Source organism: Streptomyces sp. NPDC054961 (assembly GCF_053609145.1).
Map to the genome: position 1 here is coordinate 42072 of NZ_JBSGWY010000034.1, position 23697 is coordinate 65768.

A 23697-nucleotide genomic window follows, 5' to 3' on the forward strand; every position below is an offset into this window, starting at 1 on the left:
GTGGTACGGAGTGTCCGGCAGATGGTACGGCGCACGACCGGGGGCTTCAACGCCGGTCTGCGAGACTGACCGGGTGAGCAGAACCCGGAGCACGGCGGCTGGGAAGGTCCTCGAAGTCCTCTCGGCCTTCGACCGCGACCACCCCTCGCGAACCCTGTCGGAGATCGCCCAGTGCACGGGACTGGCCCTGAGCACCGCGCACCGGGTGGTCGCGGAGCTGGCGGAATGGGGCGCGCTGGAGCGCACCGAGGACGGGTCCTGGCATGTCGGGCTGAGGCTCTGGGAGATCGTCTCGGGATGCCCCCGCACGCAGATCCTGCGCGACGCGGCCCTGCCGTTCATGCAGGACCTCTACGAGGCGACCCACGAGAACATCCAGCTCGCGGTGCGCGAGGGCACCGATCTCGTCTTCGTCGAACGGATCGCCGGGCACCGCTCGGTGGAGCTGCTGACGATGGTCGGGTCCCGGTTCCCCGTCGGCTCCACCGGGATGGGCCGGGTGCTGCTGGCCCACGCACCGCTGGACATCCAGGAGGAGGTGCTCGACTCGCCGCTGCGCGCCTGGACCCCGCACACCGTCACCGACCAGCGCACGCTGCGCGCGCAGTTGGACCTCATCCGCCGCGAGCAGGTCTTCGTCAGTGACCGGCAGCTCTCCGAGAGCACGGTCGCGGTGGCCGCGCCGGTACGGATCGGCCCGGCCGGACCGGTCAGCGCCGCGCTGGGGATCGTCATCGCGGCGAGCAGCGCGAGCCGCGCGCGCGGGCTGCGCGAACCGCTCCTGAGAGCCGCGTACGGGATCTCCGAAGAGCTCGGCCGGCGGACCCGTACGACGATCTGACATCCGAACAGGGCTTCCGCCTGACGGAAACGGCGGTGACCGGTCGCGGTCGCGGATGTCAGCGTTCGGGGTGTTCGAGACGCTCACAGTCGCTCAGGAGATGCCATGGCCGACGCCATCATCGACACCGTCGCCCCAGTTCCGGTCGCTGTCATCGGTGCCGGTCCAGCCGGCTTGATGCTGGCCCACCTCCTCGGGCGGGCCGGGGTCGAGACGATCGTGGTCGACACCCGCACCCGGCAGGAGATCGAGAGCACGCAGCGGGCCGGCATCCTGGAGGCCGACGCGGCCCGGGACCTGGTCGAGACCGGCGTCAGCGACCGGATCCTGCGCGAGGGCCACGAACACGAGGGCATCGAGCTGCGGTTCGGCGGCCGGGCACACCGCCTCGACTTCAAGGAACTGGTCGGCGAGTCGGTGTGGCTCTATCCGCAGACCGACGTGTTCATCGACCTGGCCGACGCCCGGGAGCGCGACGGCGGCACGGTCCGCTTCGGCGTCCGTGACACCGAGGTCCTCGACATCGCCACCGACGCCCCCCGGGTCCGCTACACCGCGCCCGACGGGTCCCGCCACGAGATCCGGGCCCGGTACGTGGTCGGCGCGGACGGTTCGCGCAGCATGTGCCGCGATCTGGTGCCGGAGGACCAGCGGGTGCGCTACGGCAGGGAGTACCCCTTCGCGTGGTTCGGCATCATGGCCGAGGCTCCGGCGAGCGCGCCCGAGCTGGTCTACGCCCACTCCGAGCACGGGTTCGCGCTGATCAGCCAGCGCACCGAGACCGTGCAGCGGATGTACTTCCAGTGCGGCCCCGACGAGTCCCCCGAGGCCTGGCCGGACGAGCGCGTCTGGGAGACGCTCCAGGCCCGGGTGGCCGGCGAGGACGGCTTCCGTCTCAAGGAGGGCCCGATCCTGGACAAGACGGTGCTGCGGTTCCGCTCGTTCGTACAGGAGCCGATGCGGTGGGGCTCGCTGCTGCTCGCGGGCGACGCCGCGCACACGGTGCCGCCGACCGGCGCCCGCGGGCTGAACCTGGCGCTGCACGACGTGAAGGTGCTCGCCGACGTCCTGCTCCGGGCACTCGGCGGCGCGGGCGAGCCCGCGCTGGACACGTACCAGCCGCGCGCCCTGCAACGGGTCTGGCGGGCCCAGAACTTCTCCTACTGGATGACCCAGCTGCTGCACACCGCGCCCGGCGGCCCACCGTTCGACCTGAGGCGTCAGCTCGGCGAGCTCGACAACGTGGTCGGCACCCGCGCCGGTCGCAGCTACCTCGCCGAGCAGTACACCGGCTGGCCCGCCCGCGGCCGGGGCTGACTCCCCACGACCACCAGGAGAGAACACGTGATCATCGACTGCCACGGCCACTTCACCACCGCACCACCCCAGCTGGCGCAATGGCGCGACCGGCAGACGGCGGCGGTCGGCACCCCCCGGGACGCACCCGACCCCGACGAGCTGGTCATCACCGACGACGACCTGCGCCGGGCGATCGAGGGCAACCAGCTGCGGCTCATGGACGAACGCGGTACCGACCTGACGGTCTTCTCCCCGCGGGCCAGCTTCATGGCCCACCACGTCGGCGACTTCGCGGTCTCCTCCGTCTGGGCCCGGATCTGCAACGACCTGGTCCACCGCGTCAGCACGCTCCACCCCGGCCGCTTCGCGATGGGCGCGATGCTGCCGCAGTCGCCGGGCGCCGATCCCGCGACCTGCCTGCCCGAGCTGCGGCGCGCGGTCGAGGAGCTCGGCGCGGTGACGGTCAACCTCAACCCCGATCCCTCGGGCGGCAGATGGACCGCTCCCCCGCTGACCGACCGCAGCTGGTACCCGCTCTACGAGGCGATGGCCGAGTACGACGTCCCCGCCATGATCCACGTCAGCACGTCCTGCAACCCGGCCTTCCACACCACCGGCGCCCACTACCTCAACGCCGACACCACGGCGTTCATGCAGCTGATCCAGGGCGACCTGTTCGCCGACTTCCCGACGCTGCGGTTCGTGATCCCGCACGGCGGCGGCGCGGTGCCCTACCACTGGGGCCGCTTCCGCGGCCTGGCGATGGCGCTGGGCCGACCGGATCCCGAGACGCTCCTGGACAACGTCTTCTTCGACACCTGCGTCTACCACCAGCCCGGCGTCGACCTGCTCACCCGGGTGATCCCCGGCCGGTCCCTCCTGTTCGCCAGCGAGATGATCGGCGCGGTCCGCGACCTGGATCCCCGCACCGGCCACCACTTCGACGACACGAAGCGGTACGTCGAGGCCACCCCACACCTCTCCGACGAAGAGCGGGCCGCCGTCTACTGCGGCAACGCCCTGCGCGTCTACCCCCGACTCGCCGCCCGCCTCGCCGCAGCCGGCCACCGACCCGAGGAGAAGAACCCATGGAGCACACCGAGATCGGCGTAGTCCACACGTCGATCGACCGCGCCGATCCCGAGGCCGTCGCCGCGCTCTCGGCGTTCGGCGTGGCGACCGTCCACGAGGCCATGGGCCGCGTGGGGCTGATGCGCCCTTACCTGCGCCCGGTCTACCCCGGGGCCCGCCTGTGCGGCACCGCCGTGACCGTGCTGCTGCAACCCGGCGACAACTGGATGCTCCACGTCGCCGCCGAGCAGATCCGGGAGGGCGACGTCGTGGTCGCGGCCTGCACGACCGAGACCGAGGACGGCTTCTTCGGCGACCTGCTCGCCACCTCGTTCCGCTCCCGGGGAGGCCGGGGCCTGGTCATCGACGGCGGTGTGCGCGATGTGGCCGACCTGGCGGAGATGGACTTCCCGGTGTTCGCACGGGCGATCAACGCCAAGGGCACGGTCAAGGCCACGCTCGGCTCGGTCAACGTGCCGGTGGTCTGCGCCAACGCCCTGGTCAGGCCCGGCGACGTCGTCATGGCCGACGGCGACGGCGTGGTCGTGGTGCCGCGTGAACGGGCCGCCGAGGTCGCCGCGTCGGCGGCCGCGCGCGAGGCCGGCGAGGCGGGCAAGCGTGCGCGGTTCCGCGCGGGCGAGCTCGGCCTGGACCTGTACGGCATGCGCGGCCCGCTGGCCGAGCGCGGGCTGCGCTACGAGGACTGAGGATGACGACCATGTTCGAGAAGGACCCCGACTGGCTCGACTGGTACGCCGGTCCGAGCCGACCGCGGTTCCGGCTGCCCGAAGGCGCCGTCGACGCGCACTGTCACGTCTTCGGCCCGGGGGCGCGGTTCCCGTTCGCACCCGAGCGGAAGTACACCCCCTGCGACGCGTCCGCGGACCGGCTCTTCGAGCTGCGCGACCACCTGGGCTTCGCCCGCAACGTCGTGGTCCAGGCGACGTGCCACGGCGCCGACAACAGCGCCCTGGTCGACGCCCTGCGGCACGCGGGGAACCTGGCCCGCGGTGTGGCGACGCTCCGGTCCGGGGTCTCGGACGCGCACGTGCGGGAACTGCACGAGGCAGGCGTCCGCGGCGTGCGGTTCAACTTCGTCAAGCGGCTCGTCGACGCGGCGCCGCGGCAGGACCTGTGGGACGTGGTCGAGCGGATCGCACCGTATGGCTGGCACGTGGTCGTCTACTTCGAGGCGGCCGACCTCGCCGAGCTGCGCGACTTCCTGCTCTCGGTCCCGGTGCCGTTGGTCGTCGACCACATGGGCCGGCCCGATGTCACCAAGGACCCGTACGGTCCGGAGTTCGAGGCGTTCCTGGACCTCCTGCGGGCGAGGCCGGACATCTGGTGCAAGGTGACCTGCCCGGAGCGGCTGTCGGCGGCCGGCCCGCCGGCCCTCGACGGACAGCGCGACGCCTACCGCGACGTCGTCCCGTTCGCCCGGCGCGTGGTCGAGGAGTTCCCCGACCGGGTGCTGTGGGGCACCGACTGGCCGCACCCGAATCTCGTCGACCACATGCCCGACGACGGCCTGCTCGTCGATTTCATCCCGCACATCGCGCCGACGCCGCGGCTGCGGCACAAGCTCCTCGTGTCCAACCCGATGCGCCTGTACTGGCCGGACGCCGAATGACCACCGCACGACAGGAGCACCGCAGTGTCGCTGGACAAGACCTACAAGCTGGTGCCGGGGACGACCCTCTTCGACGCCGAGCAGTCCGCCAAGGGCTACCACCTCAACCAGTTCTGCATGTCGCTGATGACGGTGGACAACCGTGAGAGCTACCGCGCCGACGAGCGCGCCTACCTCGACGCGTGGCCGTTGCGGGAGGAGCAGAAGCAGGCGCTCCTCGACCGTGACCTCAATGCCGCGATGCGCGAGGGCGGCAACATCTACTTCCTCGCCAAGTGGGGTGCGGCGCTGGGACTGTCGTTCCAGCAGATGGCGGGCTCGATGACCGGCATGACCGAGCAGGAGTACCGGGACATGATGGTGGGCGGGGGCCGCTCCGTCGAGGGCAACCGGATCGACCGCGCCGTCCTTGAGGCGGCGCACGCCGCCCCGGAAACGTCGGCCGAGCACGCCGTGATCACCGGCGCGGTGTTCACGTCGCACGTGCCGGCGATCGGCGCGGCGATGGACCACCACAAGACGGACGAGCCCTACTGGCAGCCGGTCTTCGAGGGCTACGAGTTCTCCAAGCGGTGGGAGCGCGAGAACGTACCCGACGTGGTCTTCCTGGTCTACAACGACCACGCCACCGCGTTCGACCTGTCGGTGATCCCGACCTTCGCGCTCGGCACCGGCGCGGCCTACGACACCGCCGACGAGGGCTACGGGCCCCGGCCCGTCCCCGGCATCCAGGGCGACCCGGAGCTGGCCGCACACATCGCCCACTCGCTCATCAGGGACGACTTCGACCTCACCCTCGTCAACGAGATGGCCGTGGACCACGGTCTGACCGTCCCGCTGTCGCTGATGTTCGGGGACGTCGATAAGTGGCCGTGCAAGGTGATCCCGTTCCACGTCAACGTGGTGCAGTACCCCGTGCCCTCGGGCGCCAGGTGCTTCGAGCTCGGCCGGGCGCTGCGCAGGGCGATCGAGTCCTACGACAAGCCGTTGAAGGTCCAGGTGTGGGGCACCGGCGGTATGAGCCACCAGTTGCAGGGCCCCCGCGCCGGCCTCATCAACCGGGAGTGGGACAACGCCTTCCTGGACCGGCTGGTCGAGGATCCGGTCGCCCTGTCGCGGGTGCCGCACCTGGAGTACGTCGAGGAGGCGGGCTCGGAGGGCATCGAGCTGGTCATGTGGCTGATCGCCCGCGGGGCGATGAGCGACCTCGACGACTCCGGGCAGGTCGAGGTCAAACACCGCTTCTACCACGTGCCGGCGTCCAACACCGCCGTCGGCCACCTGATCCTCGAAAACCACCCGCGGGCCGAGTCGCCCGCCCCCAAGGAGTGACATGACTGACGAGCAGACCCTCCGGATCGCCCTGGCCGGGGGCGGTGCCTTCGGCGCCAAACACGCGGCCGCACTCAGGCGGATCGACGGCGTCGAGGTTGCCGCCGTGGTGAGCAGCAGCCTCGACAGCGCCCGGAGGTTCGCCCAGGAGCAGGGCGTCGGCCGGGGCGTCGCGACCCTGGAGGAGGTGCTGGCGATGGACGACATCGACGCCGTCATCCTCGCCACGCCCACGCAGATGCACGCCGCGCAGACGCTGGCCTGCCTGGAAGCGGGCAAACACGTCCAGGTCGAGATCCCGCTGGCTTCCTCGCTCGGCGACGCCGAGGCGTGCCTGGCGGCACAGGAGCGCACCGGCCTCGTCGCGATGGTGGGGCACACCCGGCGCTTCAACCCGAGCCACCAGTGGGTGCGTCGGCAGATCCAGGCCGGGGAGTACCGCATCCAGCAGATGGACGTGCAGACCTACTTCTTCCGACGCACCAACCTCAACGCCCTCGGCCGGCCGCGCTCTTGGACCGACCACCTGCTGTGGCACCACGCCGCGCACACCGTCGACCTCTTCGCCCACCAGACCGGCTCACCGATCGTGCGGGCCCACGCGATCCAGGGCCCGGTCCACCCCGAGCTCGGCATCGCCATGGACATGTCCATCCAGCTGCTCGCGGAGAACGGCGCCCTCTGCACTCTGTCGCTGTCGTTCAACAACGACGGGCCGCTCGGCACGGTCTTCCGCTACATCGGCGACACCGGCACCTACATCGCGCGCTACGACGACCTGTCCACCGGCAAGGACGAGCCGATCGACGTGAGCGGAATCGACGTCTCGATGGACGGCATCGAACTGCAGGACCGCGAGTTCGTCGCCGCCATCCGCGAGGGCCGCGAGCCGAACTCCTCCATCGCCCAGGTGATGGCCTGCTACCGGACGCTGGCCGCCCTCGAGGAACAGCTCGACGCCGCCCCCGCCTCGTAGCCGAGGCCCGAAAACGATCAAGGGGCCGTTTCGGATGTCTCTGGAACGGCCCCTTGACCTGCCCCGACGTCGCTCGTGGCTGCAGGGCCTCCCCCGACCGGACACGCTCACCGTGCCCGCCCGCGGCCCCAGACCTACGCTCGGGGCATGCGACGCCGCCAGATGCACATGTCCGACGAGGCCCAGGCCGCCCTGCTGTCCGCGCTGCAGGAACTCCGGACGGAACTGAAGATCCCCACGCACTTCCCCCAGCGCGTGCTCGCGGCGGCCGACGAGGCCGCGGCCAGACCGCAGCCGCCCGCCGAGGACCGCACCGACCTGCCGCTGTTCACGATCGACCCGCCGGCGTCCAAGGACCTCGACCAGGCCATGCACCTGGAGCGGCGGCCCGGCGGCGGTTACCGCGTGCACTACGCCATCGCCGACGTGGCCGCTTTCGTCGAGGCCGGCAGGCCGGTGGACGCCGAGGCCCACGACCGGATCGAAACGCTGTACTTCCCCGACCTCAAGGTCCCCCTGTACCCGCAGGCCCTCTCCGAGGGACCGGCGAGCCTGCTGCCCGGCCAGGTCGTTCCGGCGCTGCTGTGGCAGCACGACCTCGACGCCTACGGCAAGGTCACCGCCTCGTCCGTGAGCCGCGCGAAGGTCTGCAGCCAGGCGAAGCTCAACTACCAGGGCGTCCAGCAGGACATCGACGCCGGAACGGCCCGGGATTCCATCATGCTGCTGCGCGAGATCGGCAAGCTGCGGGAGGCCGTCGAGGCCGACCGCGGCGGGATCTCGGTGAACCTGCCGGACCAGGAGGTCGTCACCCTCAAGGACGGAACGTTCCAGCTGAGCTACGCGGCCACGCTGCCCGTGGAGGGCTGGAACGAGCAGATCTCCCTCATGACCGGGATGGCGGCGGCCCAGATCATGCTGGACAGCGGTACCGGCATCCTGCGGACGCAGAAGGAGACGTCCGATCAGAACGTGATCCAGCGCGTGCACGACATCGCCACGTCACTGGGCATCGACTGGCAGCCCGGCCTCACGTACGCCGAACTGGTGCGCAAGCTGGATCCGAACGACCACAAGCACATGGCCTTCCTCAGCGAAGCCACGGCGATGCTGCTCAAGGCCAAGTACACCGTCTTCCGCGACCACCACATCCCGGACGACAAGAAGCACGCGGCCATCGCGGCCCCGTATGCGCACTGCACGGCTCCGCTCCGGCGCCTGGTCGACCGGTACGCCGGTGAACTGTGCGTGGCCGCGTGCGCCGGGAAGGCGCCGCCCGACTGGGTGCTGGAGGCCCTGTACTGCCTGCCCTGCGACATGGAGCGGGGGAAGGGCAAGGTGGCCGACCGCGACTCGGTGGACCTGGCGGAGGCCGCGGTGTTGAAGAACCGCGTGGGCGAGGTCTTCGACGTCACGATCATCAACACCGAAAAGGAGAACGGCAGTCCGAAGGATGGCACGGCGCACCTGGCGCAGCCCGCCGTCATGGGCAAGATCACGTCCGACTCGCCCCTCGAGCTGGGCGCGAGCGTCCGCGCCGAGCTCAAGCGCGCCGACCCGTTCTTCGCCGGCAGGCAGAAGGTCCTCTTCAGAACGGTGTAGCGCCCCGTCACCCGCGGTATGCGCCGAGCCGGGAGTCGCGGGTCGCGCCGGTGGCTGTCGTCGACGTCGTCGACGTGGTCACCGACCGGACCGGGCCGGCGAGTTCCGGAACTGGTGAGGTCGTCGTCCTGACCGGCGCCGCGTGGCGGGCCGTCTTGAGCGCCGGTACCAGCAGCGCACGGCGGGCACGTCAGCGGCGGCGCCATTCCTCGGCCAGGAGGCGGTAGGAGCGGACCCTGTCGGCGTGGTCGTGCGTGATCGTGGTGATCAGCAGCTCGTCGGCGCGGGTGGCCTCCTGGAGCCGTTCGAGGTGATCGGCGACGGTCCGCGGTGAGCCGACGAACTGTGTCTCCACCCGGTCGGCCACCACCTTCCGGTCTGCGTCCGTCCAGGGGCCTGTCAGCGCCCGCGCCTCTGCCGGGGACGGGAAGGGGATGGCGCCTTCGGCCGTGCGGATGCTGCGTACCCAGGGCGCGTATCCGGCGGCCAGTTCGCGGGCCGTGGCGTCGTCCTCGGCCACGACCACGTCGGCGGACACGGTGACGTACGGGCGGTCCAGTTCGGCGGAGGGTTTGAACGCGGCCCGGTAGCCCTCGGCCGCCTCCAGCACGCTCGCCGGGCTGACGTGGTAGTTCGCGGCGAACCGCAGGCCGTTGCGGCCCGCCGTCTCGGCACTCTGGCCGCCGCTGCTGCCCAGGATCCACACCTGTACCTCGGCCCCCTCGCCGGGGACGGCGTGCGCCTCGATGCCCTCACCGGACCGGTATTCGCCGCGCAGCAGCGCGAGGACGTCGTCGACCTGCTCGCCGTAGTCCTGCGGCTGGGCACCGGGCAGGTTCAGCAGCCTCTGCTGGAGCGCGAACCGGGGATGGCCCGCCACGTGCGCGAAGGAGAAGCGCTCCGGAATGCGCAGCCCGTTCGGGGTGTGTCCGACGAAGGGCTCCGCCTCCCCGGCCCGCTGCGGAGGCCGGCCCGCCGAGCGGCCCAGGCCCAGGTCGAGCCGGCCCGGGTGCAGGGCGTCGATCAGGCCGAACTCCTCGACCGTGGACAGCGCCGTGCGATGGCCGAGCTGTACGGCCCCGGAGCCGATCCGGATCGTGGAGGTGGCGGAGGCGGTCAGGGCCAGCACCACCGCCGGGGAGGTCCCGGCGACACCGGGATTGAGGTGGTGCTCGGCGAACCAGTAGCGGGCGTAGCCGAGTCGTTCCGTCTGCCGGGCCAGATCGATGCTGTGGTGCAGGGCGTCGGCGGCGGTGGAGCCGGAGGGGATCGGGATGAGGTCGAGGACCCCGAGCGGGATGCCGGACATGGCCAGGTCTCCTTACAGATCGGCGAAGGGGGGATCGGGGATCTCGCGGCGCAGCACCGGCGCGATCTCGGACTGGAACAGCTCCAGCGAGGCGCGGTGGGCGGCCGGCGGGAGACCGCCCGGCTCGGCCTGCAGGTGCAGGACGGTGTGGCCGAACTGCTCGTGGTAGCGGTGCACCTTCTCGACGATCTGCTGGGGGCTGCCGATCAGCGCGGAGCTGCGCTCCACGAAGTCGTCCAGGTGCGGGAACACCGGTTCCGCGCCGGCCTGTTGGTGGAAGGCGAGGTACTGCTCGAAGGCCGGCCGGTACGCAGCCACCGCCTGCTGCGAGGTGCGTGCCGCGTGGAAGCCGGCCGTACCCGCGCCCACCACGGCGAGCGCCGGGTCGTGCCCGTAGTGCTCCCAGCGCTCCCGGTAGTGGCGGATCAGCTCGGCGTACGGGCCGATCGGATGGGTGACGTTCGCGGAGAACAGCGGATCGCCGTAGCGGGCGGCGAGGTCCACGGACTCCCGGCTGGTCGCGCTGCCGTGCCACACCCGCGGGGGCGGCCCACCGGGGCGGGGCAGCACCTCGGCCTCCTCCAGCGCCGGCCGGAACCGGGGCTGCGCCGTCACCCGGTCCTCGCGCCAGAGCCGCAGCAGCAGCTCGTAACCCTCGCTGTTGCGCTCCCACTGGTCCTCGGGCGTGACGTGGAACAGCTCCCGCTGGGCCGTGCCGTTGCCCTTGCCGATCATCAGCTCCAGCCGGCCGCCGGACAGGTGGTCCAGCGTCGCGTAGTCCTCGTACGCCCGGACGGGGTCGAGGAGGCTCAGCGTGGTGACGGCGGTGAAGAGCCGGATCCGGCGGGTCAGCGCGGCGATGTGGGAGAGCACCACCGGCGGCGAGGACGACAGGAACGGCCGCTCGTGCCGCTCGCCGACCCCGAAACCGTCGAAGCCGAGCTCCTCCGCCACCAGCGCACTGTCGACGACCTCGCGGAACCGCTCGCGGACGGGGTTCACCCGGCCCGTGACCGGGTCCGGGGCGTGCACGATCAGCGTGATGGCCAGGAACTTCACGAGGCCGTCGCCTGCCGCGCGCCGGCCGGCCGGACCGCCGGCACGTCGAGCCCGAGGTGGTCGCGCAGGGTGGTGCCGGTGTACTCGGTGCGGAAGACACCGCGTTCCTGAAGGAGGGGGACGACGGTGTCGGCGAAGCCCTCCAGTCCGTCCGGGGTGATGTGCGGGACCAGGATGAAGCCGTCGGCGGCGTCCGCCTGCACCAGGCGGTTGATGGACTCGGCGACGGTCGCGGGAGAGCCGACGAAGGTCTGCTTGGCCGTGGTGGCGATCACCAGCTCGCGGATGGAGAGGTTCTTCGCCTCGGCGAGCTCGCGCCACTGACGCGCGGTGGCCAGCGGGTCGCGGAACTGCCGTACGCTCGCGCGTCCGAGGGCGATGGTGTTCTCGCCGGGGTCGGGGTCGACGTCCGGGAGCGGCCCGTCCGGGTCGTAGCCGGACAGGTCGCGGTTCCAGACGTGTTCCAGGTATTTGATCGCGGTGGCCCCGCTGACCTGGGAGCGCCGTACCTCGTGGGCGAGTTCGCGAGCCTGGGCGTCGGTGTCGGCCAGGGCGAAGGTGGCGGCCGGCAGGATCAGCAGCTCCTCCGGGCGGCGGCCGTACCGGGGCAGGCGTCCCTTGACGTCGGCGTAGAACTCCCGGCCTTCCTCCAGGGTTGCGTACCGGCCGAAGATGGCGTCGGCGGATGCGGCGGCGAACTCGCGGCCTTCGTCGGAGTCGCCGGCCTGGAAGACCACCGGGCGGCCCTGGGGGCTGCGCGGCACGTTGAAGCGGCCCTCGATGTCGAAGTGGCGGCCCTGGTGGGCGAAGGCCCCGGCGCGTGCGTTGCGCAGGAAGGTGCCGGAGACGGGGTCGGCGGTGACCTCGGTGCCGTCCCAGGAGTCGAACAGCTCGGTCGCGGTGGCCAGGAACTCCCGGGCCCGGGTGTAGCGGTCGTCACGGGGCAGGAATCCGCCGCGGCGGAAGTTCTCCCCGGTGAAGGCGTCCCAGGAGGTGACCACGTTCCAGGCGGCCCGGCCCCCGGAAAGGTGGTCCAGGGAGGCGAACTGGCGGGCCACTTCGTAGGGCTCGTTGAAGGTGGAGTTGATGGTGCCGGTCAGGCCGAGGTGCTCGGTGACGGCGGCCAGCGCGGCGAGCACGGTGAAGGTGTCCGGCCTGCCGACCACGTCCAAGTCATATATCTCCCCGCCTTGTTCGCGCAGGCGGAGCCCTTCGGCGAGGAAGAGGAAGTCGAACTTGGCGCGTTCGGCGGTCTGCGCGAAGCGGACGAAGGAGTCGAACTCGATGTGGCTGCCGGACGCGGGGTCGCTCCACACCGTGGTGTTGTTGACCCCGGGGAAGTGGGCCGCGAGGTGGATCTGCTTGAGCGGCTTGGTGCTCATGGTGTCCTTCCGGTTCCGGATCCGAGGTCAGGCCGTGAGGGCTGCGGCGGCGTTGCGGTTGGCGGGGTGTTCCAGACCCAGCAGCCCGCGCAGCGAGGATGCCTCGTACTCTCTGCGGAACACGCCGCGCCGCTGGAGCTCGGGCACCAGTCGGCGGGTGATGGCGGGCAGGTCGTGGGCGATGACGCCGGGACGCAGCCGGAAACCGGTCAGGCCCGTCTCCCGCCACTCCTGAAGCAGGTCCGCGAGCTCGGCGGGGGTCCCGCTGAACGTGGCGGCGTCGGTGGGGGCCGGGGCGCCCGCGACCCGGTCGAGCCGGTCGCGGCGGGCGGCGGCCGCCGGGCCGTCCTCGTCCAGGAACACGGTGAGGTCGGCGAAGACGTGCCGGGGGCCGGGCGGCGGGGGCAGCACGGCGGCCGCGGCCCGTGCCTCGTCCAGGTCGCGCGGGGTGACGTACACGAGGTCGACCAGACCGGTCCGGGGGGCTGTCGCGCCGGCCGGGGCCGTGACCAGGGGCTGGCCCTGCGGCGGACGCGGGGTGATGGACGGCCCCCGGACGCTGAAGTGCGGTCCCTCGAAGTTGATGTAGTGCAGCTTGTCGCGGTCGACGAACCGGCCGGTGGCCACGTCCCGGATCTCCGCGTCGTCCTCCCAGCTGTCCCACAGCCGGCGCACCACCTCCACGTGGTCGGCGGCCTCCTCAGCCAGCTCGCCCACCGGCGCGGGGAACTCGCGGCGCCCGAAGTGCCGTGCCTCGTACGGCAGTCCGGAGGTCTGTACGTGCAGGCCCGCCCGGCCCCGGCTGACGTAGTCGAGCGTGGCGATCGCCTTCGAGATGTGGAAGGGCTCGGTGTGCGTGGCCGTCACGCTCGGGACCAGACCGACGTGCCGGGTCAGCGGCGCGATCCGGGCGGCGGTCAGCACCGCGTCCAGCCGCCCGCGCACCCGGTCCGTGCGCGCGTCGGGTTCCGCCGCCGCGGACGACTGGAGGGCCAGGCCGTCCTCGAAGGTGACGAAGTCCAGCAGCCCGGCCTCCGCCTCGGCGACGACGTCGGCCCAGTACCGGGCCGTGAACAGTTCAGCGGGCCGGGCGCCCGGCTCCCGCCAGGCAGCCGGGTGCCAGCCGGCGCCGTCGAGCGCGACGGCGAGGTGCAGTTCGGACACGTTGAACAACGCCTTTCTGATCGGCCGTGATGAAGAAAGGAAAAGAAGGGGCAGTGGGGAAAGGGGTCCGGGAAATCTTCCGGACCGCCCCGAAAAAACGCTACGTCGTACGGAACGGCGGCACAATGACCGCAGTATTAAGGGAATTTGGCAGCATTGTTGCCCGGCGTCCGGACCGCGAGGAACAGCGGCCGCCTCCGCGGCGTGAAGCCGATCGACTCGTACAGCCGGATCGCCGCGGTGTTGGACGCCCCGGTGTGCAGGAACGGCACCTCCCCGCGTTCCCGTATGCCGGCGGCCACCGCGCGCACCAGCCGGGTCGCCAGCCCCCGGCCCCGGTGGCCGGGGTGGGTGCACACCGCGCTGATCTCCGTCCAGCCGGGTGGCCGGAGCCGCTCCCCTGCCATCGCGATCAGCCGGCCCTCGTGGCGGATCCCGAGGTACCGGCCCAGTTCCACGGTCCGGGGCAGGAACGGGCCCGGCTGGGTGAGGGCGACGAGGCCGAGCATCTCCGGTACGTCGGCCGGACCGAGCCGCACCGCCTCGGGCGCCGGTTCGGCGCGCAGTCCGGTGTCGACCAGTTGTACGCCCTGGACCGAGCCCACGGTCTCCCAGCCCTCGGGCGGGTCCAGCAGGCCGGTGAGCCCGACGACCTCACCGGGACCGGTCATGGCCTGCAAATCGTGCCAGGAGCGGAGGTCGCCGGGGTCGGCGAGGGCGGCGAAGGGGGAGACGTCGTCGCGGTAGCGGGCGGCGCGGCCGCCGCCGTCCGGGGCCGGCACGGCGAACGGGGCGTGCGGGCCGCAGAGCGAGGCCCAGGCGGGATTGTCCAGGATGTGGGGTGGCATCGGTGGCTCAGGAGTTGGTCAGGGGCAGGCCGGGCGGGTTGACCTCGGAGGTCTTCACGGCCTCTTCGGACAGGTTCCAGGCCGCGAGCAGCTTCGCGTACTGGCCGTTCTGGATCAGGTGGTTGATCGTGGCCGCGACGGGCTCGGCCAGCCCGCTGTCCTTCTTGGCGGTCGCCGCGATCAGCCCCTGGAGGGTCTCCCCCGCGCCGGAGAACTGTCCCGCGTTCCGGGTCGGCGTGCCGCTGTTGGCCGTCTGGGTGATGTGGTACGCGCTGGACGGGTTCGGCACGAAGGTGATGTCGATCTTCTTGCCGCTGAGCGCCAGGTAGGTGCTGCTGCTGTCCGGGAAGTACTTGACGTCGATGTCCTTGCCCTCGGACCGCAGTCTCGCCTGCCACTCCAGGAGGATCTTCTCCTGGTTGGTGCCCCGGGCGACCGCGACCGTCTTGCCCGCGAGGTTGCGGTAGTCACCCCCGAAGTTCCAGGGGTTGTCCTTCAGCACCTCGAAGGCCAGGTTGTCCTGCCGGTACGAGGCGAACTCGTACTTCTTCTTCCGCTCCTCGGTGACGGTGACGTTGGTGAAGCCCACGTCGACCTTGCCGCTGTCGATGCCGACGAACAGGTTCTCCCAGGTGGAGTTCTTCACCACCGGCTTCAGCCCGAGCGTTGCGGCCACCAGCCGTCCGAGGTCCGGCTCCGCGCCGGTCAGGGTCTTCTGGTCGGTGCCGACGTACGCCAGCGGCGGGAACCCGGCGGGCAGCGCGCCCACCCCGATGACCAGTTCACCCCGTTCACGGACGGCCTCGGGCAGTTTCGCCCGGAGGGATTCCTCCACCGGGACGGTGAGGTCGGTCTGCTGCGCGGCGCCGTTGGACAGGGCGCCGACGGTGACCGTCGCCGTGCCCGCCGGGGCACCGGTCCCGCCGGCTCCGGTGGCTGCGCTCTTGCCGCCGCAGGCGGTGAGCCCGGTGACGAGGGTCGCGGCGGCGGCCGCGGTGGCGAGGGCTCTGCGGAATGGCTTCAGGTGGTGCATGGGGTGACGTTCCTTCGACTCGCGGGACAGGGGGTACGGGGGGGGTACGCGGTCAGAGCACTCTGCTCAGGTACTCCCGGGTCCGGGGGTGGACCGGGTGGTCCAGGACCTGCTCGGGCGGGCCCTGCTCGACGATCCGGCCGTCGTCCAGGAAGACGATCTCGTCGGCCACTTCGCGGGCGAAGCCGATCTCGTGCGTGACGATCAGGAGGGTGGTCCCGCCGCTCGCCAGGTCCTTGATGACGGCCAGCACCTCGCCGACCAGTTCCGGGTCGAGCGCGGAGGTCGGCTCGTCGAAGAGGATGACGCCGGGCCGCAGCGCGAGCGCGCGGGCGATGGCCACCCGCTGCTGCTGCCCTCCCGAAAGCTGCCGCGGGTAGGCGTCGGCCCGGCTGCCGAGACCGACCCGTTCCAGCAGCTCACGGGCGAGCGCCCGGGCCTCCGGCTTGGACAGCCGTCCGGTCGCCACCGGCGCCGCGGCCACGTTGTCGAGCACGGTGAGGTGGGGGAAGAGGTTGAAGTTCTGGAAGACGAAGCCGATCCGCCCGCGCTGGGCGAGGATCGCGCGTTCGCTCAGCTCCTTGAGCCGTGTCCCGTGCCGCCGTACGCCGACCAGCTCGCCGCCCACGCTGACCTGACCGGCCTCGGGCTTCTCCAAGTGGTTGACGACCCGCAGCAGGGTCGACTTGCCGGAGCCGGAGCGGCCGATCACCGCGGTGACCGTGCCCGGCGGGACGTTCAGGCTCACCCCGTCCAGGACCCGCCGGTCGCCGTACCACTTGTGCACGTCGTGCACCTCGATGGCGGCGGGCGGGCCCGTCGTGGCGGTGGTGGTCATCGCGCGGTCTCCTTCCGGAAGCGTGCCCGCAGCTCGCGCAGGCCCGCGCGGGCCCGCTGCAGGGGGGTGGGCGGCATGGTCCGCAGTGCCCCGCGCGCGTAGTACCGCTCGACGTAGAACTGCACGACGGACACGACGCTGGTCAAGGCCACGTACCAGGCGGTGGCGACCAGCAGCAGCGGCACCACGTCCCCGGGGTAGGTGGCGCCCAGGCTCTGCACCGAGCCGAACAGGTCCAGCAGTGACACGTAGAACACCAGCGAGGTGGCCTTGACGAGCCCGATCAGCTGGTTGACGTAGCTGGGCACGATGGAGCGCAGGGCCTGCGGGAACACGATCCGGGCGAACTGGTAGCGCTGGGGCAGTCCGAGCGCGGCGGCGGCCTCGTGCTGGCCCTGGTCCACGGAGAGCAGCCCGGCCCGGACCACCTCGGCGGCGTACGCCGCTTCGATAAGGCTCAGTCCCACGACCGCCACGGCCATGTCGGTCGCCAGCTTCGACTCGTCGAAGGTGACGAGGGCCGGACCGAAGGGCACCCCGAGGCTCAGCGTGGGGTACAGGGCGCTGAGGTTGTAGAGGAAGAGCAGGACGACGATCATCGGCACGGAGCGCAGCAGCCAGATGTACGTCCAGCTCACCGTCCGCAGTACCGGGCTGGCCGACAGCCTGCCGAGGGCCAGCAGGATGCCGCCCAGCAGCCCCAGGACCGCGCTGTACGCGGCCACCTGCAGTGTGACGAGCAGACCGTCCAGGATCACCGGCCGGGTGACCCAGTACGCGAACCGGTCCCACTGGTAGAAGGGGTTGGTCAGCAGCCCGTGCGCGGCCTGGGAGGCCAGCACCAGCACGACGACGGTGGCGGCCCACCGCCCGGGCCGCCGCAGCGGCAGCACCCGCTCTGCCGGAGCGGGCGGACCGGACCGTCCGGAAGGGCCGGACTGCGCGGTCAGGAGAATCGATTCGGTCATGGACACTCCCGCAGGCTCGGTCATATTCGGAATTCCGGGAACGGGTATCCGGCCGGCCGTACCGGGGAATTCACGGGCGGGACACACAATGCCTTCGCCGGAATGGTCACGGGCGGGCCTCACTGCCGCGGCGGTTGAACGGCAGTCGGCCGAGGACCACCGCCATACCGCAGGTGTCGGTGAGCGCGGAGAACACCAAGCCCGCGGCGATGGCCGCGGACAGCAGCTGGAAGACCGGGTGCACGAACAGCCCGAGGAGCAGGCCGAGCAGCACGACGGCGCCCGCGGTGAAGCGGACCTGGCGTTCCATCCCCCACACGGCCCGGGCCGGGCCGTCCGGGGAAAGGAGGCCGTGGCCGGCGGCCGTCCAGGCGCTGGTGCCGCCGGTGAGGCTGGCGGCGGGGACCCCGTGCGCGGCGAGGGCCGCAGCGGCCTTCCCGGAGCGGGCTCCGGAGGCGCACACCAGCAACAGGGCGCCCCTCCCGGCGGCCTGCCGGAGCTCGGGCAGACTCCGCTCGATCCGGTCGAGGGGGACGTTGACGGAGTCCGGCAGATGACCGGAGGTGAATTCGCCGGGGGTCCGGACGTCAACGACGGTCAGCTGGGGCAGGCGGGCCTTCGCTTCGCCGACGCTGAGGGTGGGGGAAACGCTCATGGCGGAACTGGTCCTTGGCTGAGTCGGAACGGGCACGGCCTACGAGGTCCACGGGGCCCAGGCCGTGCCGGGGATGTTAGGCACTTCCGGGCCGCCCGGACGGGAGGCCGCACGACTGCCATGAGGTCGCCATGCAGCGGCAACAACCGGGGCTCGCCCGGATGTCTCCATGGGGCGTTCATCGTCGATGCCGTGGGATACCAGCAGGGCATGGGGACGGTGGCGGGTGTCCGGCTCGACGACGGGTGCGCCAGCGGCGGGCGAAGGAAGCGGCTCCGCGGCGCAGGGCGCCGACACATGTTCTTCATGCCCTGTGCATGGAACAGGTTTGGTTCGCCGACCATGATCGGCTGACCACCCGCAGCCGCCATCGAGGAGCAGCCACTCATGTCCAGCCGCCGTACCTTCCTGGCCGGTTCGTCCGCCGTGCTCGGTTTGACCACCGTCGCTGCCACCGTTGCCGGGTCGGAGCAGGCGGCGGCCTCGGTGGCGGTCCCGGAGACGGGGGACGGCCCGGTCAGCAGGCCGCCGAACCTCGTCGTCGTCCTTGCGGACGACCTCGGCTACGGCGAACTCGGCACCTACGGACAGAAGCTGATCACCACTCCCCGCCTGGACCAGCTCGCGGCCGAGGGACTGCGCTTCACCGACGCGTACTCCACCGCCGCCGTGTGCGCACCCTCCCGCTGCTCCCTGCTGACCGGACTGCACACCGGCCACTCCACCGTGCGTGCCAACCCTTCGTCCGGAGGCCAGGGTTCGCTCACCGCCGCCGACATCACGTTCGCCCAGGTGCTCCGGGCCCGCGGCTACCGGACCGCTGTGATCGGCAAGTGGGGCTTCGGACCGGAGACGGCCGGCCAGGAGAGCCATCCGGCCGACCGCGGGTTCGAGGAGTTCTACGGCTACATCACCCACGGCCACGCCCACGAGTACTACCCCGAGTACCTGTGGCACAACGACGCCAAGGAACCCATCGCCGCCAACGCCGGCGGTGTCAAGGCCGTGTACGCCCCGGACCTGCTGGAGCAGCACGCCCTGGAGTTCATCGACGCCCACGCGGACGAGCCGTTTCTCCTGCTGCTCACCCCGAACGTCCCGCACGCACCCAGCGACGTACCCGACACCAGCGCGTACGCCGACCGCGGCTGGACGGCCGCGAGCAAGGGGCACGCGGCCCAGGTCAGCTACTTCGACGCACTCGTCGGCAAGGTGGTCGACCGGCTGCGCGCCCGTGGGCTGGAGCAGGACACCGTTGTGCTCGTCACCAGTGACAACGGCCCCCACGAGGAGGGCGGGGTCAACCCCGACCTGTTCGACGCGAACGGCCCGCTGCGCGGCTACAAGCGCAATCTCTACGAGGGCGGCGTACGGATCCCGCTCATCGCCTGGGGCCCCGGCCGCGTCAGGCCGGGCACCAGCGACCGTCCGACCCCGCTGACCGACGTGCTCCCCACCCTGGCCGAGCTCGGCGGCGCCCCCTCCCCCACCGACGTGGACGGTCTGTCCGCCGCTCCCCTGCTCGCCGGCAGCGCCGACTCGGCCCGCCACGGACACCTGTACTGGTTCCGCGACGAGTGGGGCGTCACCAGCCGGGCCAACGCGCAGGACGACAAGCGTGCCACGTGGCTGGCCGAGGCGGTCCGCCGGGACAACTGGAAGGCCGTGCGCTTCGCCCCCGAGCGGGACCACAACCTCCCCGACGACAAGTGGCAGGTGGAGCTGTACGACCTGGCCACCGATCCCGGCGAGACCCGTAACGTCATCGACAAGCAGTCGGCCAAGGCCGGCGAACTCGTGGCGCTGATGCGCTCCTCCTGGCAGGACACCTATCCCCGCAACCCCTTCGGCGCCCAGCTGACCTTGCCCGGGCTGGCCGTCCCCGGTGAGGCGTTCACCGTGACCGCCACGCTGGACAACGGCTCCGCACGGCCCTGGACCAACGCCGCGCTCGCCCTGCGCGCCCCCGGCGGCTGGACCGTGGTCCCCGCCTCCCCGGCCACGGCGGACCAGCTCGCCGCGGGCGGTCGCCTCACCACCTCCTGGCAGGTGACCCCGCCAGCGAACGCCACCCCGGCGACCGCGTGGGCGCTCACCGCGGAAGGCACCGCCGACACTCCGTCCGGGCCGGTCCGCTACCCGGCAGCGGGGACCGTCCCGACCCCGCCGGCGGCTCCCGTCCGCGACTCGTACCTCTCCGACCTCACCTGGATCAGCGCCACCAACGGCTGGGGGCCGGTGGAACGCGACACCTCCAACGGCAAGAACGCCGCCGGCGACGGCCCGCTGATCTCCTTCGGCGGTACGACGTACGCCAAGGGCCTGGGCGTCCACGCGCCCAGCGACATCGCCTACCACCTCGGCGCCACTGCCGTCCGGTTCACCTCTCTGGTCGGCATCGACGACTTCTCCGCCAAGCAGAGCAGCGCCGGTGCGACCCGCGCCAAGGTCTACGGCGACGACCGCCTGCTGCTGACCACCCCCACGCTCACCGCGGCCACCGGCCCTGTCCGCATCGACCTGGACGTCCGCGGGGTACGTGTCCTGCGCCTCGTGGTCGAGGACGCCAACAACCGCACGTCCTTCGACCACACCTCCTGGGCGCTGGCCCACGTCGCGGTGGAGTGAATCTTCCAGCCCACATGCCGGGACCGTCGGACCGGTTTACGCGGGGTGGGCGGCCACCCGGAATCCGATGTTGCCGGTCGAACTGTCGGGCGTGTTGGAGCTGCGCGCGGCCACCCGGTATCGGTTGCAGTAGGAGTCGTGGCACAAGTACGAACCGCCGCGCATCGCCCGTGCGGTCTCCTCGCCCGGTGTGAACCAGTCCGCGCACCACTCCCAGACATTGCCGACGGTGTTGTAGAGCCCGAAGCCGTTGGGCCGGAAGGACTTCACCGGGGCGGTGCCCGCATGGCCGTCGGCGGCGGTGTTGAGCACCGGGAAGTCGCCCTGCCAGATGTTGCACATGCGGCGGCCGTCGGGCATGAGCTCGTCTCCCCACGGGTAACGGCACTGCTCCAGGCCGCCGCGTGCCGCGTACTCCCACTCGGCCTCGGTGGGCAGGCGGGTCCCGGACCAGGCGCAGTAGGCCTGGGCGTCGCGCCAGGACACGTGGACGACCGGGTGGTTCTGCCGGTCGGTGACGTGCGAGCCGGGGCCTTCGGGGTGGCGCCAGCTGGCCCCTTCCACCGCCCGCCACCACGGGACGGCCTCCACGGGCGGGGAGACCGCCGCGACCTCCTCGGCGAGGAACGCCCCGAAGGTGAAGGAAAAACCGAAGCGCTCGGCCTCGGTGGTGTGACCGGTGGCCTTGACGAAGGTGGCGAACTGGGCATTGGTCACGGCCGTGGCCGCGATGCGGAAGGACTCCACGGCCACCTCGCGGACCGGCCCCTCGGCGTCCCCGGGGAAGCCCTCCGGGTCGTCCGTGCCCATGAGGAAGCTGCCGCCGGGCAGGCTGAGCAGCTGCCGGGCCACGCGGGAGAGCGGTGGTGCGGGAGGCGGTGGGGCGAGGGTGAGCGTCGGGGCGTGGGCGTGGCCGGGGGTGCAGCATGCGGGCATGACGGCTCCGTCGGGACGGTGGGCGGCCGGGCGCCCGTGCCTCGCGGTACGGGCGCCCGGCCGGCGGTGCGGGTGTACGGGTCAGGCCGCGCGGTCGGCGGCGAGCTGGGCGGCCAAGGCGGGGATGCCGAGGGCCTGCTCCTCGGCAGGGGTGGCCTGGTAGAGCTTGTTGGCCAGCTGGTACGGGTCGCCCGCCAGGTCGTAGTACTCGCGGAACTTCACCTGGCCGGTACCGGACACGGTGCCGTTCGCGTCGGTGGTCAGGTCGTAGTACTCGGTGTACTGCTTGTCCTTGGCCACGTACGAGGACCAGGTCGGTGCCCCGCCGGCGCCGGCGCCCTGCTTCCACCACTCCACCAGCAGGTGGTCGCGGCTGTAGGAGGAGAGCAGGGAGCGGCCGTCCTGGGGTGCGGCGGACGTGATGCCCGCCGCGTCGAGGATGGTCGGCGCGATGTCGATGTTCGCGACGATCCGGTTGTCCGTGGTCCCCGCCCCTCGGCCGCCTGCCGGCCAGGAGAGGTAGAACGGCACCTCGTGCGCGGGGCGGTACGGCACCGACTTGGCGGTCCAGCCGTGGTCGCCCCAGCTGAAGCCGTTGTCGCCGATGTAGATGACGAGGGTGTTGTCGAGCTGGCCCAGGGCCTGGAGCTTGTCCTTGAAGGCCTGCACCGCGTCATCGACGGAGAGCAGCGTGCGCAGCTGCTCGGCGCGGATGGCCTGGCCGTCGGCCAGGGTGCCGGTGGCGTTCTTGATGTAGCCGGGCTTGTCGCTGCGGTCGGCCTCGGGTACCGAGGGACGGCCGTTCCAGTCCGGTACGGGGGTGCCCGCGTACTTCGCCTCGGGGGTGCGCGGGCCGTGCGAGGCGTACGGGGTGACGTAGGCGAACCAGGGCCGGGTGTCGGTGGCGGCCTTGTCGAGGAAGCCCAGCGTGCGGTTCTTGATGATGTTCGTGGTGTAGCCGTTGATCGTCTGGACGGTGCCGTTGACGTTCCACTGGGCGTCGACGTAGCCGGGCTGGAGGAGGGCGAACTCCTCGAAGTGCGGCGGGTTGTCCGCCAGGGTCCAGGAGTTGAGGTACTTCCCGAACAGGCCGGTGCGGTAGCCCGCCTGCTTGAGGTACTTCTGCACGGTGGTGCTCTGGTCGAGGGCGTGGGAGGCGCCGTTGTTGCGGACTCCGTGGTTGTGGGCGTGGCGGCCCGAGAAGACGCTGGACCGGGACGGCGCGCACAGCGGGGTGGTGACGTGGCCGTTGGTGAACTTCACGCCCTGGTCGGCGAGCCAGGCGACGGTCTTGGGCAGGGCCCACTCGGTGTGCTTGGGCTGGTCGTCGGTGACGATCAGCAGGATGTTCGGGCGGCCGGCGGCAGCGGCGGGGCCGGCTCCGGCGACCTGCGCGAGGGCGGGTACGGCGGTGGCGGCCGCCACGGCGGCGGCGCCGCCGAGAAAGCCGCGGCGGCTCACCGGAGATCGTCTGTTCTCACTGTTCTCGCTCATGATGTCCATTCCTCCTGGGTGCGTCGGCGCATGGAGGCACGGCAGGGCTGGCGGCCGGAAGCCGCCCACTGCGGTGCGGAAGGGAAAGAGACGGGAGTCAGGCGGGGGCGCCAGGTGGGGATCCCGTGGGAGAGAAGGGCGCGTTCAGCGCGCCGGGGCGACCGTACACAGGGCGCTCGCCAGGCGCCCGTGGTCGACGTGGCGGCGCGCAGTGAGGATTCCTGCTGCCATGGCGATGACACTAGGTGAACCGGAACCGCGTTTCCATGTACGGCATATGAAATGGGAAACGGGCCGTGCCACGCCGGCGGCGGGCCGGTGCGACCGGCACCGTTCACGAAGCGTAGGGCGGCTGGTCAAGGGCCCGAGCCCACAGCGACCACGGCGAACCGCCGCTGGGGTATTACGTGGCCTCCTGCCAGCTGACAGGGGAACAGTAGGCCGGGCGGCGCTCCAGGCGCTGCCACCGGGCGATCGGTTCGACGCCCGGGGCGGCGGCCGCGGCCTGCTGGGCGGCGGAGCGGGCGGTCAGGACGGCGGTGAGGGCGGCCAGCTCCTCGTCGTTCAGCGAGCCGCGGACGATACGGACAAGAGAATCGCTCATGGCCTTTGTTCCCCCCGAGCTGAAGTCT

At 71.6% G+C, this 23697-nt stretch carries 21 protein-coding genes; 9 read left to right on the top strand and 12 right to left on the bottom strand.

Going from position 1 to position 23697, the window contains the following annotated elements:
* Positions 1-73: 73 nt before the first annotated feature.
* The 8 genes from ACWF9Z_RS26665 to ACWF9Z_RS26700 all read left to right on the top strand — a co-directional run bounded on the left by ACWF9Z_RS26665 (position 74) and on the right by ACWF9Z_RS26700 (position 8751).
* Complete coding sequence (locus ACWF9Z_RS26665; RefSeq protein WP_453605905.1) at positions 74-841, top strand: IclR family transcriptional regulator; 768 nt, start codon at positions 74-76, stop codon at positions 839-841.
* Positions 842-946: 105 nt separating this feature from the next.
* Positions 947-2158 carry a 4-hydroxybenzoate 3-monooxygenase gene (locus ACWF9Z_RS26670; protein ID WP_453605907.1) on the top strand — a complete coding sequence of 404 codons (1212 nt, stop codon included), beginning with the start codon at positions 947-949 and terminating at the stop codon, positions 2156-2158.
* Positions 2159-2185: 27 nt separating this feature from the next.
* The gene (locus ACWF9Z_RS26675) at positions 2186-3253 is read left to right on the top strand and encodes an amidohydrolase family protein (protein ID WP_453605909.1); all 1068 of its coding nucleotides are present in this window, start codon (positions 2186-2188) and stop codon (positions 3251-3253) included.
* On the top strand, positions 3229-3918 hold the full coding sequence (gene ligK / locus ACWF9Z_RS26680; protein ID WP_453605911.1) for a 4-carboxy-4-hydroxy-2-oxoadipate aldolase/oxaloacetate decarboxylase: 690 nt from the start codon (positions 3229-3231) through the stop codon (positions 3916-3918). The genes ACWF9Z_RS26675 and ligK overlap by 25 nt, the downstream gene beginning before the upstream one ends.
* A 2-nt stretch (positions 3919-3920) precedes the next feature.
* Positions 3921-4841, top strand: coding sequence for an amidohydrolase family protein (locus ACWF9Z_RS26685; RefSeq protein WP_453605913.1), 921 nt, complete (start codon positions 3921-3923; stop codon positions 4839-4841).
* A gap of 24 nt (positions 4842-4865) precedes the next feature.
* Positions 4866-6173 (top strand): protocatechuate 4,5-dioxygenase subunit alpha, encoded by a 1308-nt coding sequence (gene ligA / locus ACWF9Z_RS26690; protein ID WP_453605915.1) that lies wholly within the window; start codon positions 4866-4868, stop codon positions 6171-6173.
* 1 nt (position 6174) lies between these two features.
* Entirely contained in the window at positions 6175-7149 is a 975-nt protein-coding gene (locus ACWF9Z_RS26695; protein ID WP_453605917.1) for a Gfo/Idh/MocA family oxidoreductase, read from the top strand.
* Between the two features lie 147 nt (positions 7150-7296).
* Positions 7297-8751 carry an RNB domain-containing ribonuclease gene (locus ACWF9Z_RS26700; RefSeq protein ID WP_453605918.1) on the top strand — a complete coding sequence of 485 codons (1455 nt, stop codon included), beginning with the start codon at positions 7297-7299 and terminating at the stop codon, positions 8749-8751.
* 190 nt (positions 8752-8941) lie between these two features.
* Here ACWF9Z_RS26700 and ACWF9Z_RS26705 read toward each other — a convergent pair whose 3' ends face one another.
* The 9 genes from ACWF9Z_RS26705 to ACWF9Z_RS26745 all read right to left on the bottom strand — a co-directional run bounded on the left by ACWF9Z_RS26705 (position 8942) and on the right by ACWF9Z_RS26745 (position 18007).
* Entirely contained in the window at positions 8942-10060 is a 1119-nt protein-coding gene (locus ACWF9Z_RS26705; RefSeq protein WP_453605919.1) for an LLM class flavin-dependent oxidoreductase, read from the bottom strand.
* A 12-nt stretch (positions 10061-10072) separates the two neighbouring features.
* Positions 10073-11119, bottom strand: coding sequence for an LLM class flavin-dependent oxidoreductase (locus ACWF9Z_RS26710; RefSeq protein WP_453605920.1), 1047 nt, complete (start codon positions 11117-11119; stop codon positions 10073-10075).
* Entirely contained in the window at positions 11116-12501 is a 1386-nt protein-coding gene (locus tag ACWF9Z_RS26715) for an NtaA/DmoA family FMN-dependent monooxygenase (RefSeq protein ID WP_453605922.1), read from the bottom strand. The genes ACWF9Z_RS26710 and ACWF9Z_RS26715 overlap by 4 nt, the downstream gene beginning before the upstream one ends.
* A gap of 27 nt (positions 12502-12528) precedes the next feature.
* Positions 12529-13674 (bottom strand): LLM class flavin-dependent oxidoreductase, encoded by a 1146-nt coding sequence (locus ACWF9Z_RS26720; protein WP_453605923.1) that lies wholly within the window; start codon positions 13672-13674, stop codon positions 12529-12531.
* A 128-nt stretch (positions 13675-13802) separates the two neighbouring features.
* Complete coding sequence (locus tag ACWF9Z_RS26725; protein WP_453605925.1) at positions 13803-14513, bottom strand: GNAT family N-acetyltransferase; 711 nt, start codon at positions 14511-14513, stop codon at positions 13803-13805.
* 7 nt (positions 14514-14520) lie between these two features.
* A complete protein-coding gene (locus tag ACWF9Z_RS26730) occupies positions 14521-15546 on the bottom strand; it encodes an ABC transporter substrate-binding protein (RefSeq protein ID WP_453605926.1) in 1026 nt (341 codons plus the stop codon).
* Positions 15547-15598: 52 nt separating this feature from the next.
* Positions 15599-16384 carry an amino acid ABC transporter ATP-binding protein gene (locus ACWF9Z_RS26735; protein WP_453605927.1) on the bottom strand — a complete coding sequence of 262 codons (786 nt, stop codon included), beginning with the start codon at positions 16382-16384 and terminating at the stop codon, positions 15599-15601.
* Entirely contained in the window at positions 16381-17376 is a 996-nt protein-coding gene (locus ACWF9Z_RS26740; RefSeq protein ID WP_453605929.1) for an amino acid ABC transporter permease, read from the bottom strand. Before ACWF9Z_RS26740 ends, ACWF9Z_RS26735 begins: the two co-directional genes overlap by 4 nt.
* 82 nt (positions 17377-17458) lie before the next feature.
* Positions 17459-18007 carry a rhodanese-like domain-containing protein gene (locus ACWF9Z_RS26745; protein ID WP_453605930.1) on the bottom strand — a complete coding sequence of 183 codons (549 nt, stop codon included), beginning with the start codon at positions 18005-18007 and terminating at the stop codon, positions 17459-17461.
* A gap of 387 nt (positions 18008-18394) precedes the next feature.
* Here ACWF9Z_RS26745 and ACWF9Z_RS26750 point away from each other — a divergent pair, with 387 nt between their 5' ends.
* Positions 18395-20635 carry a sulfatase-like hydrolase/transferase gene (locus tag ACWF9Z_RS26750; RefSeq protein WP_453605932.1) on the top strand — a complete coding sequence of 747 codons (2241 nt, stop codon included), beginning with the start codon at positions 18395-18397 and terminating at the stop codon, positions 20633-20635.
* A 36-nt stretch (positions 20636-20671) separates the two neighbouring features.
* Here the strand turns inward: ACWF9Z_RS26750 and ACWF9Z_RS26755 are convergent, their stop codons facing one another.
* The 3 genes from ACWF9Z_RS26755 to ACWF9Z_RS26765 all read right to left on the bottom strand — a co-directional run bounded on the left by ACWF9Z_RS26755 (position 20672) and on the right by ACWF9Z_RS26765 (position 23669).
* Positions 20672-21571 (bottom strand): formylglycine-generating enzyme family protein, encoded by a 900-nt coding sequence (locus ACWF9Z_RS26755; RefSeq protein ID WP_453605933.1) that lies wholly within the window; start codon positions 21569-21571, stop codon positions 20672-20674.
* An 81-nt stretch (positions 21572-21652) separates the two neighbouring features.
* Complete coding sequence (locus tag ACWF9Z_RS26760; protein WP_453605935.1) at positions 21653-23065, bottom strand: sulfatase family protein; 1413 nt, start codon at positions 23063-23065, stop codon at positions 21653-21655.
* Positions 23066-23468: 403 nt separating this feature from the next.
* A complete protein-coding gene (locus ACWF9Z_RS26765; RefSeq protein WP_453605936.1) occupies positions 23469-23669 on the bottom strand; it encodes an acyl-CoA carboxylase subunit epsilon in 201 nt (66 codons plus the stop codon).
* Positions 23670-23697: the final 28 nt, after the last annotated feature.

Bases quoted from the DNA above. Each gene is read 5' to 3' on its own strand.
- ACWF9Z_RS26670 (WP_453605907.1), top strand. From the start codon at position 947: ATGGCCGACGCCATCATCGACACCGTCGCCCCAGTTCCGGTCGCTGTC.
- ligK (WP_453605911.1), top strand. From the start codon at position 3,229: ATGGAGCACACCGAGATCGGCGTAGTCCACACGTCGATCGACCGCGCC.
- ACWF9Z_RS26685 (WP_453605913.1), top strand. From the start codon at position 3,921: ATGACGACCATGTTCGAGAAGGACCCCGACTGGCTCGACTGGTACGCC.
- ACWF9Z_RS26695 (WP_453605917.1), top strand. From the start codon at position 6,175: ATGACTGACGAGCAGACCCTCCGGATCGCCCTGGCCGGGGGCGGTGCC.
- ACWF9Z_RS26700 (WP_453605918.1), top strand. From the start codon at position 7,297: ATGCGACGCCGCCAGATGCACATGTCCGACGAGGCCCAGGCCGCCCTG.
- ACWF9Z_RS26705 (WP_453605919.1), bottom strand. From the start codon at position 10,060: ATGTCCGGCATCCCGCTCGGGGTCCTCGACCTCATCCCGATCCCCTCC.
- ACWF9Z_RS26715 (WP_453605922.1), bottom strand. From the start codon at position 12,501: ATGAGCACCAAGCCGCTCAAGCAGATCCACCTCGCGGCCCACTTCCCC.
- ACWF9Z_RS26725 (WP_453605925.1), bottom strand. From the start codon at position 14,513: ATGCCACCCCACATCCTGGACAATCCCGCCTGGGCCTCGCTCTGCGGC.
- ACWF9Z_RS26730 (WP_453605926.1), bottom strand. From the start codon at position 15,546: ATGCACCACCTGAAGCCATTCCGCAGAGCCCTCGCCACCGCGGCCGCC.
- ACWF9Z_RS26735 (WP_453605927.1), bottom strand. From the start codon at position 16,384: ATGACCACCACCGCCACGACGGGCCCGCCCGCCGCCATCGAGGTGCAC.
- ACWF9Z_RS26740 (WP_453605929.1), bottom strand. From the start codon at position 17,376: ATGACCGAGCCTGCGGGAGTGTCCATGACCGAATCGATTCTCCTGACC.
- ACWF9Z_RS26745 (WP_453605930.1), bottom strand. From the start codon at position 18,007: ATGAGCGTTTCCCCCACCCTCAGCGTCGGCGAAGCGAAGGCCCGCCTG.
- ACWF9Z_RS26750 (WP_453605932.1), top strand. From the start codon at position 18,395: ATGTCCAGCCGCCGTACCTTCCTGGCCGGTTCGTCCGCCGTGCTCGGT.
- ACWF9Z_RS26755 (WP_453605933.1), bottom strand. From the start codon at position 21,571: ATGCCCGCATGCTGCACCCCCGGCCACGCCCACGCCCCGACGCTCACC.
- ACWF9Z_RS26760 (WP_453605935.1), bottom strand. From the start codon at position 23,065: ATGAGCGAGAACAGTGAGAACAGACGATCTCCGGTGAGCCGCCGCGGC.
- ACWF9Z_RS26765 (WP_453605936.1), bottom strand. From the start codon at position 23,669: ATGAGCGATTCTCTTGTCCGTATCGTCCGCGGCTCGCTGAACGACGAG.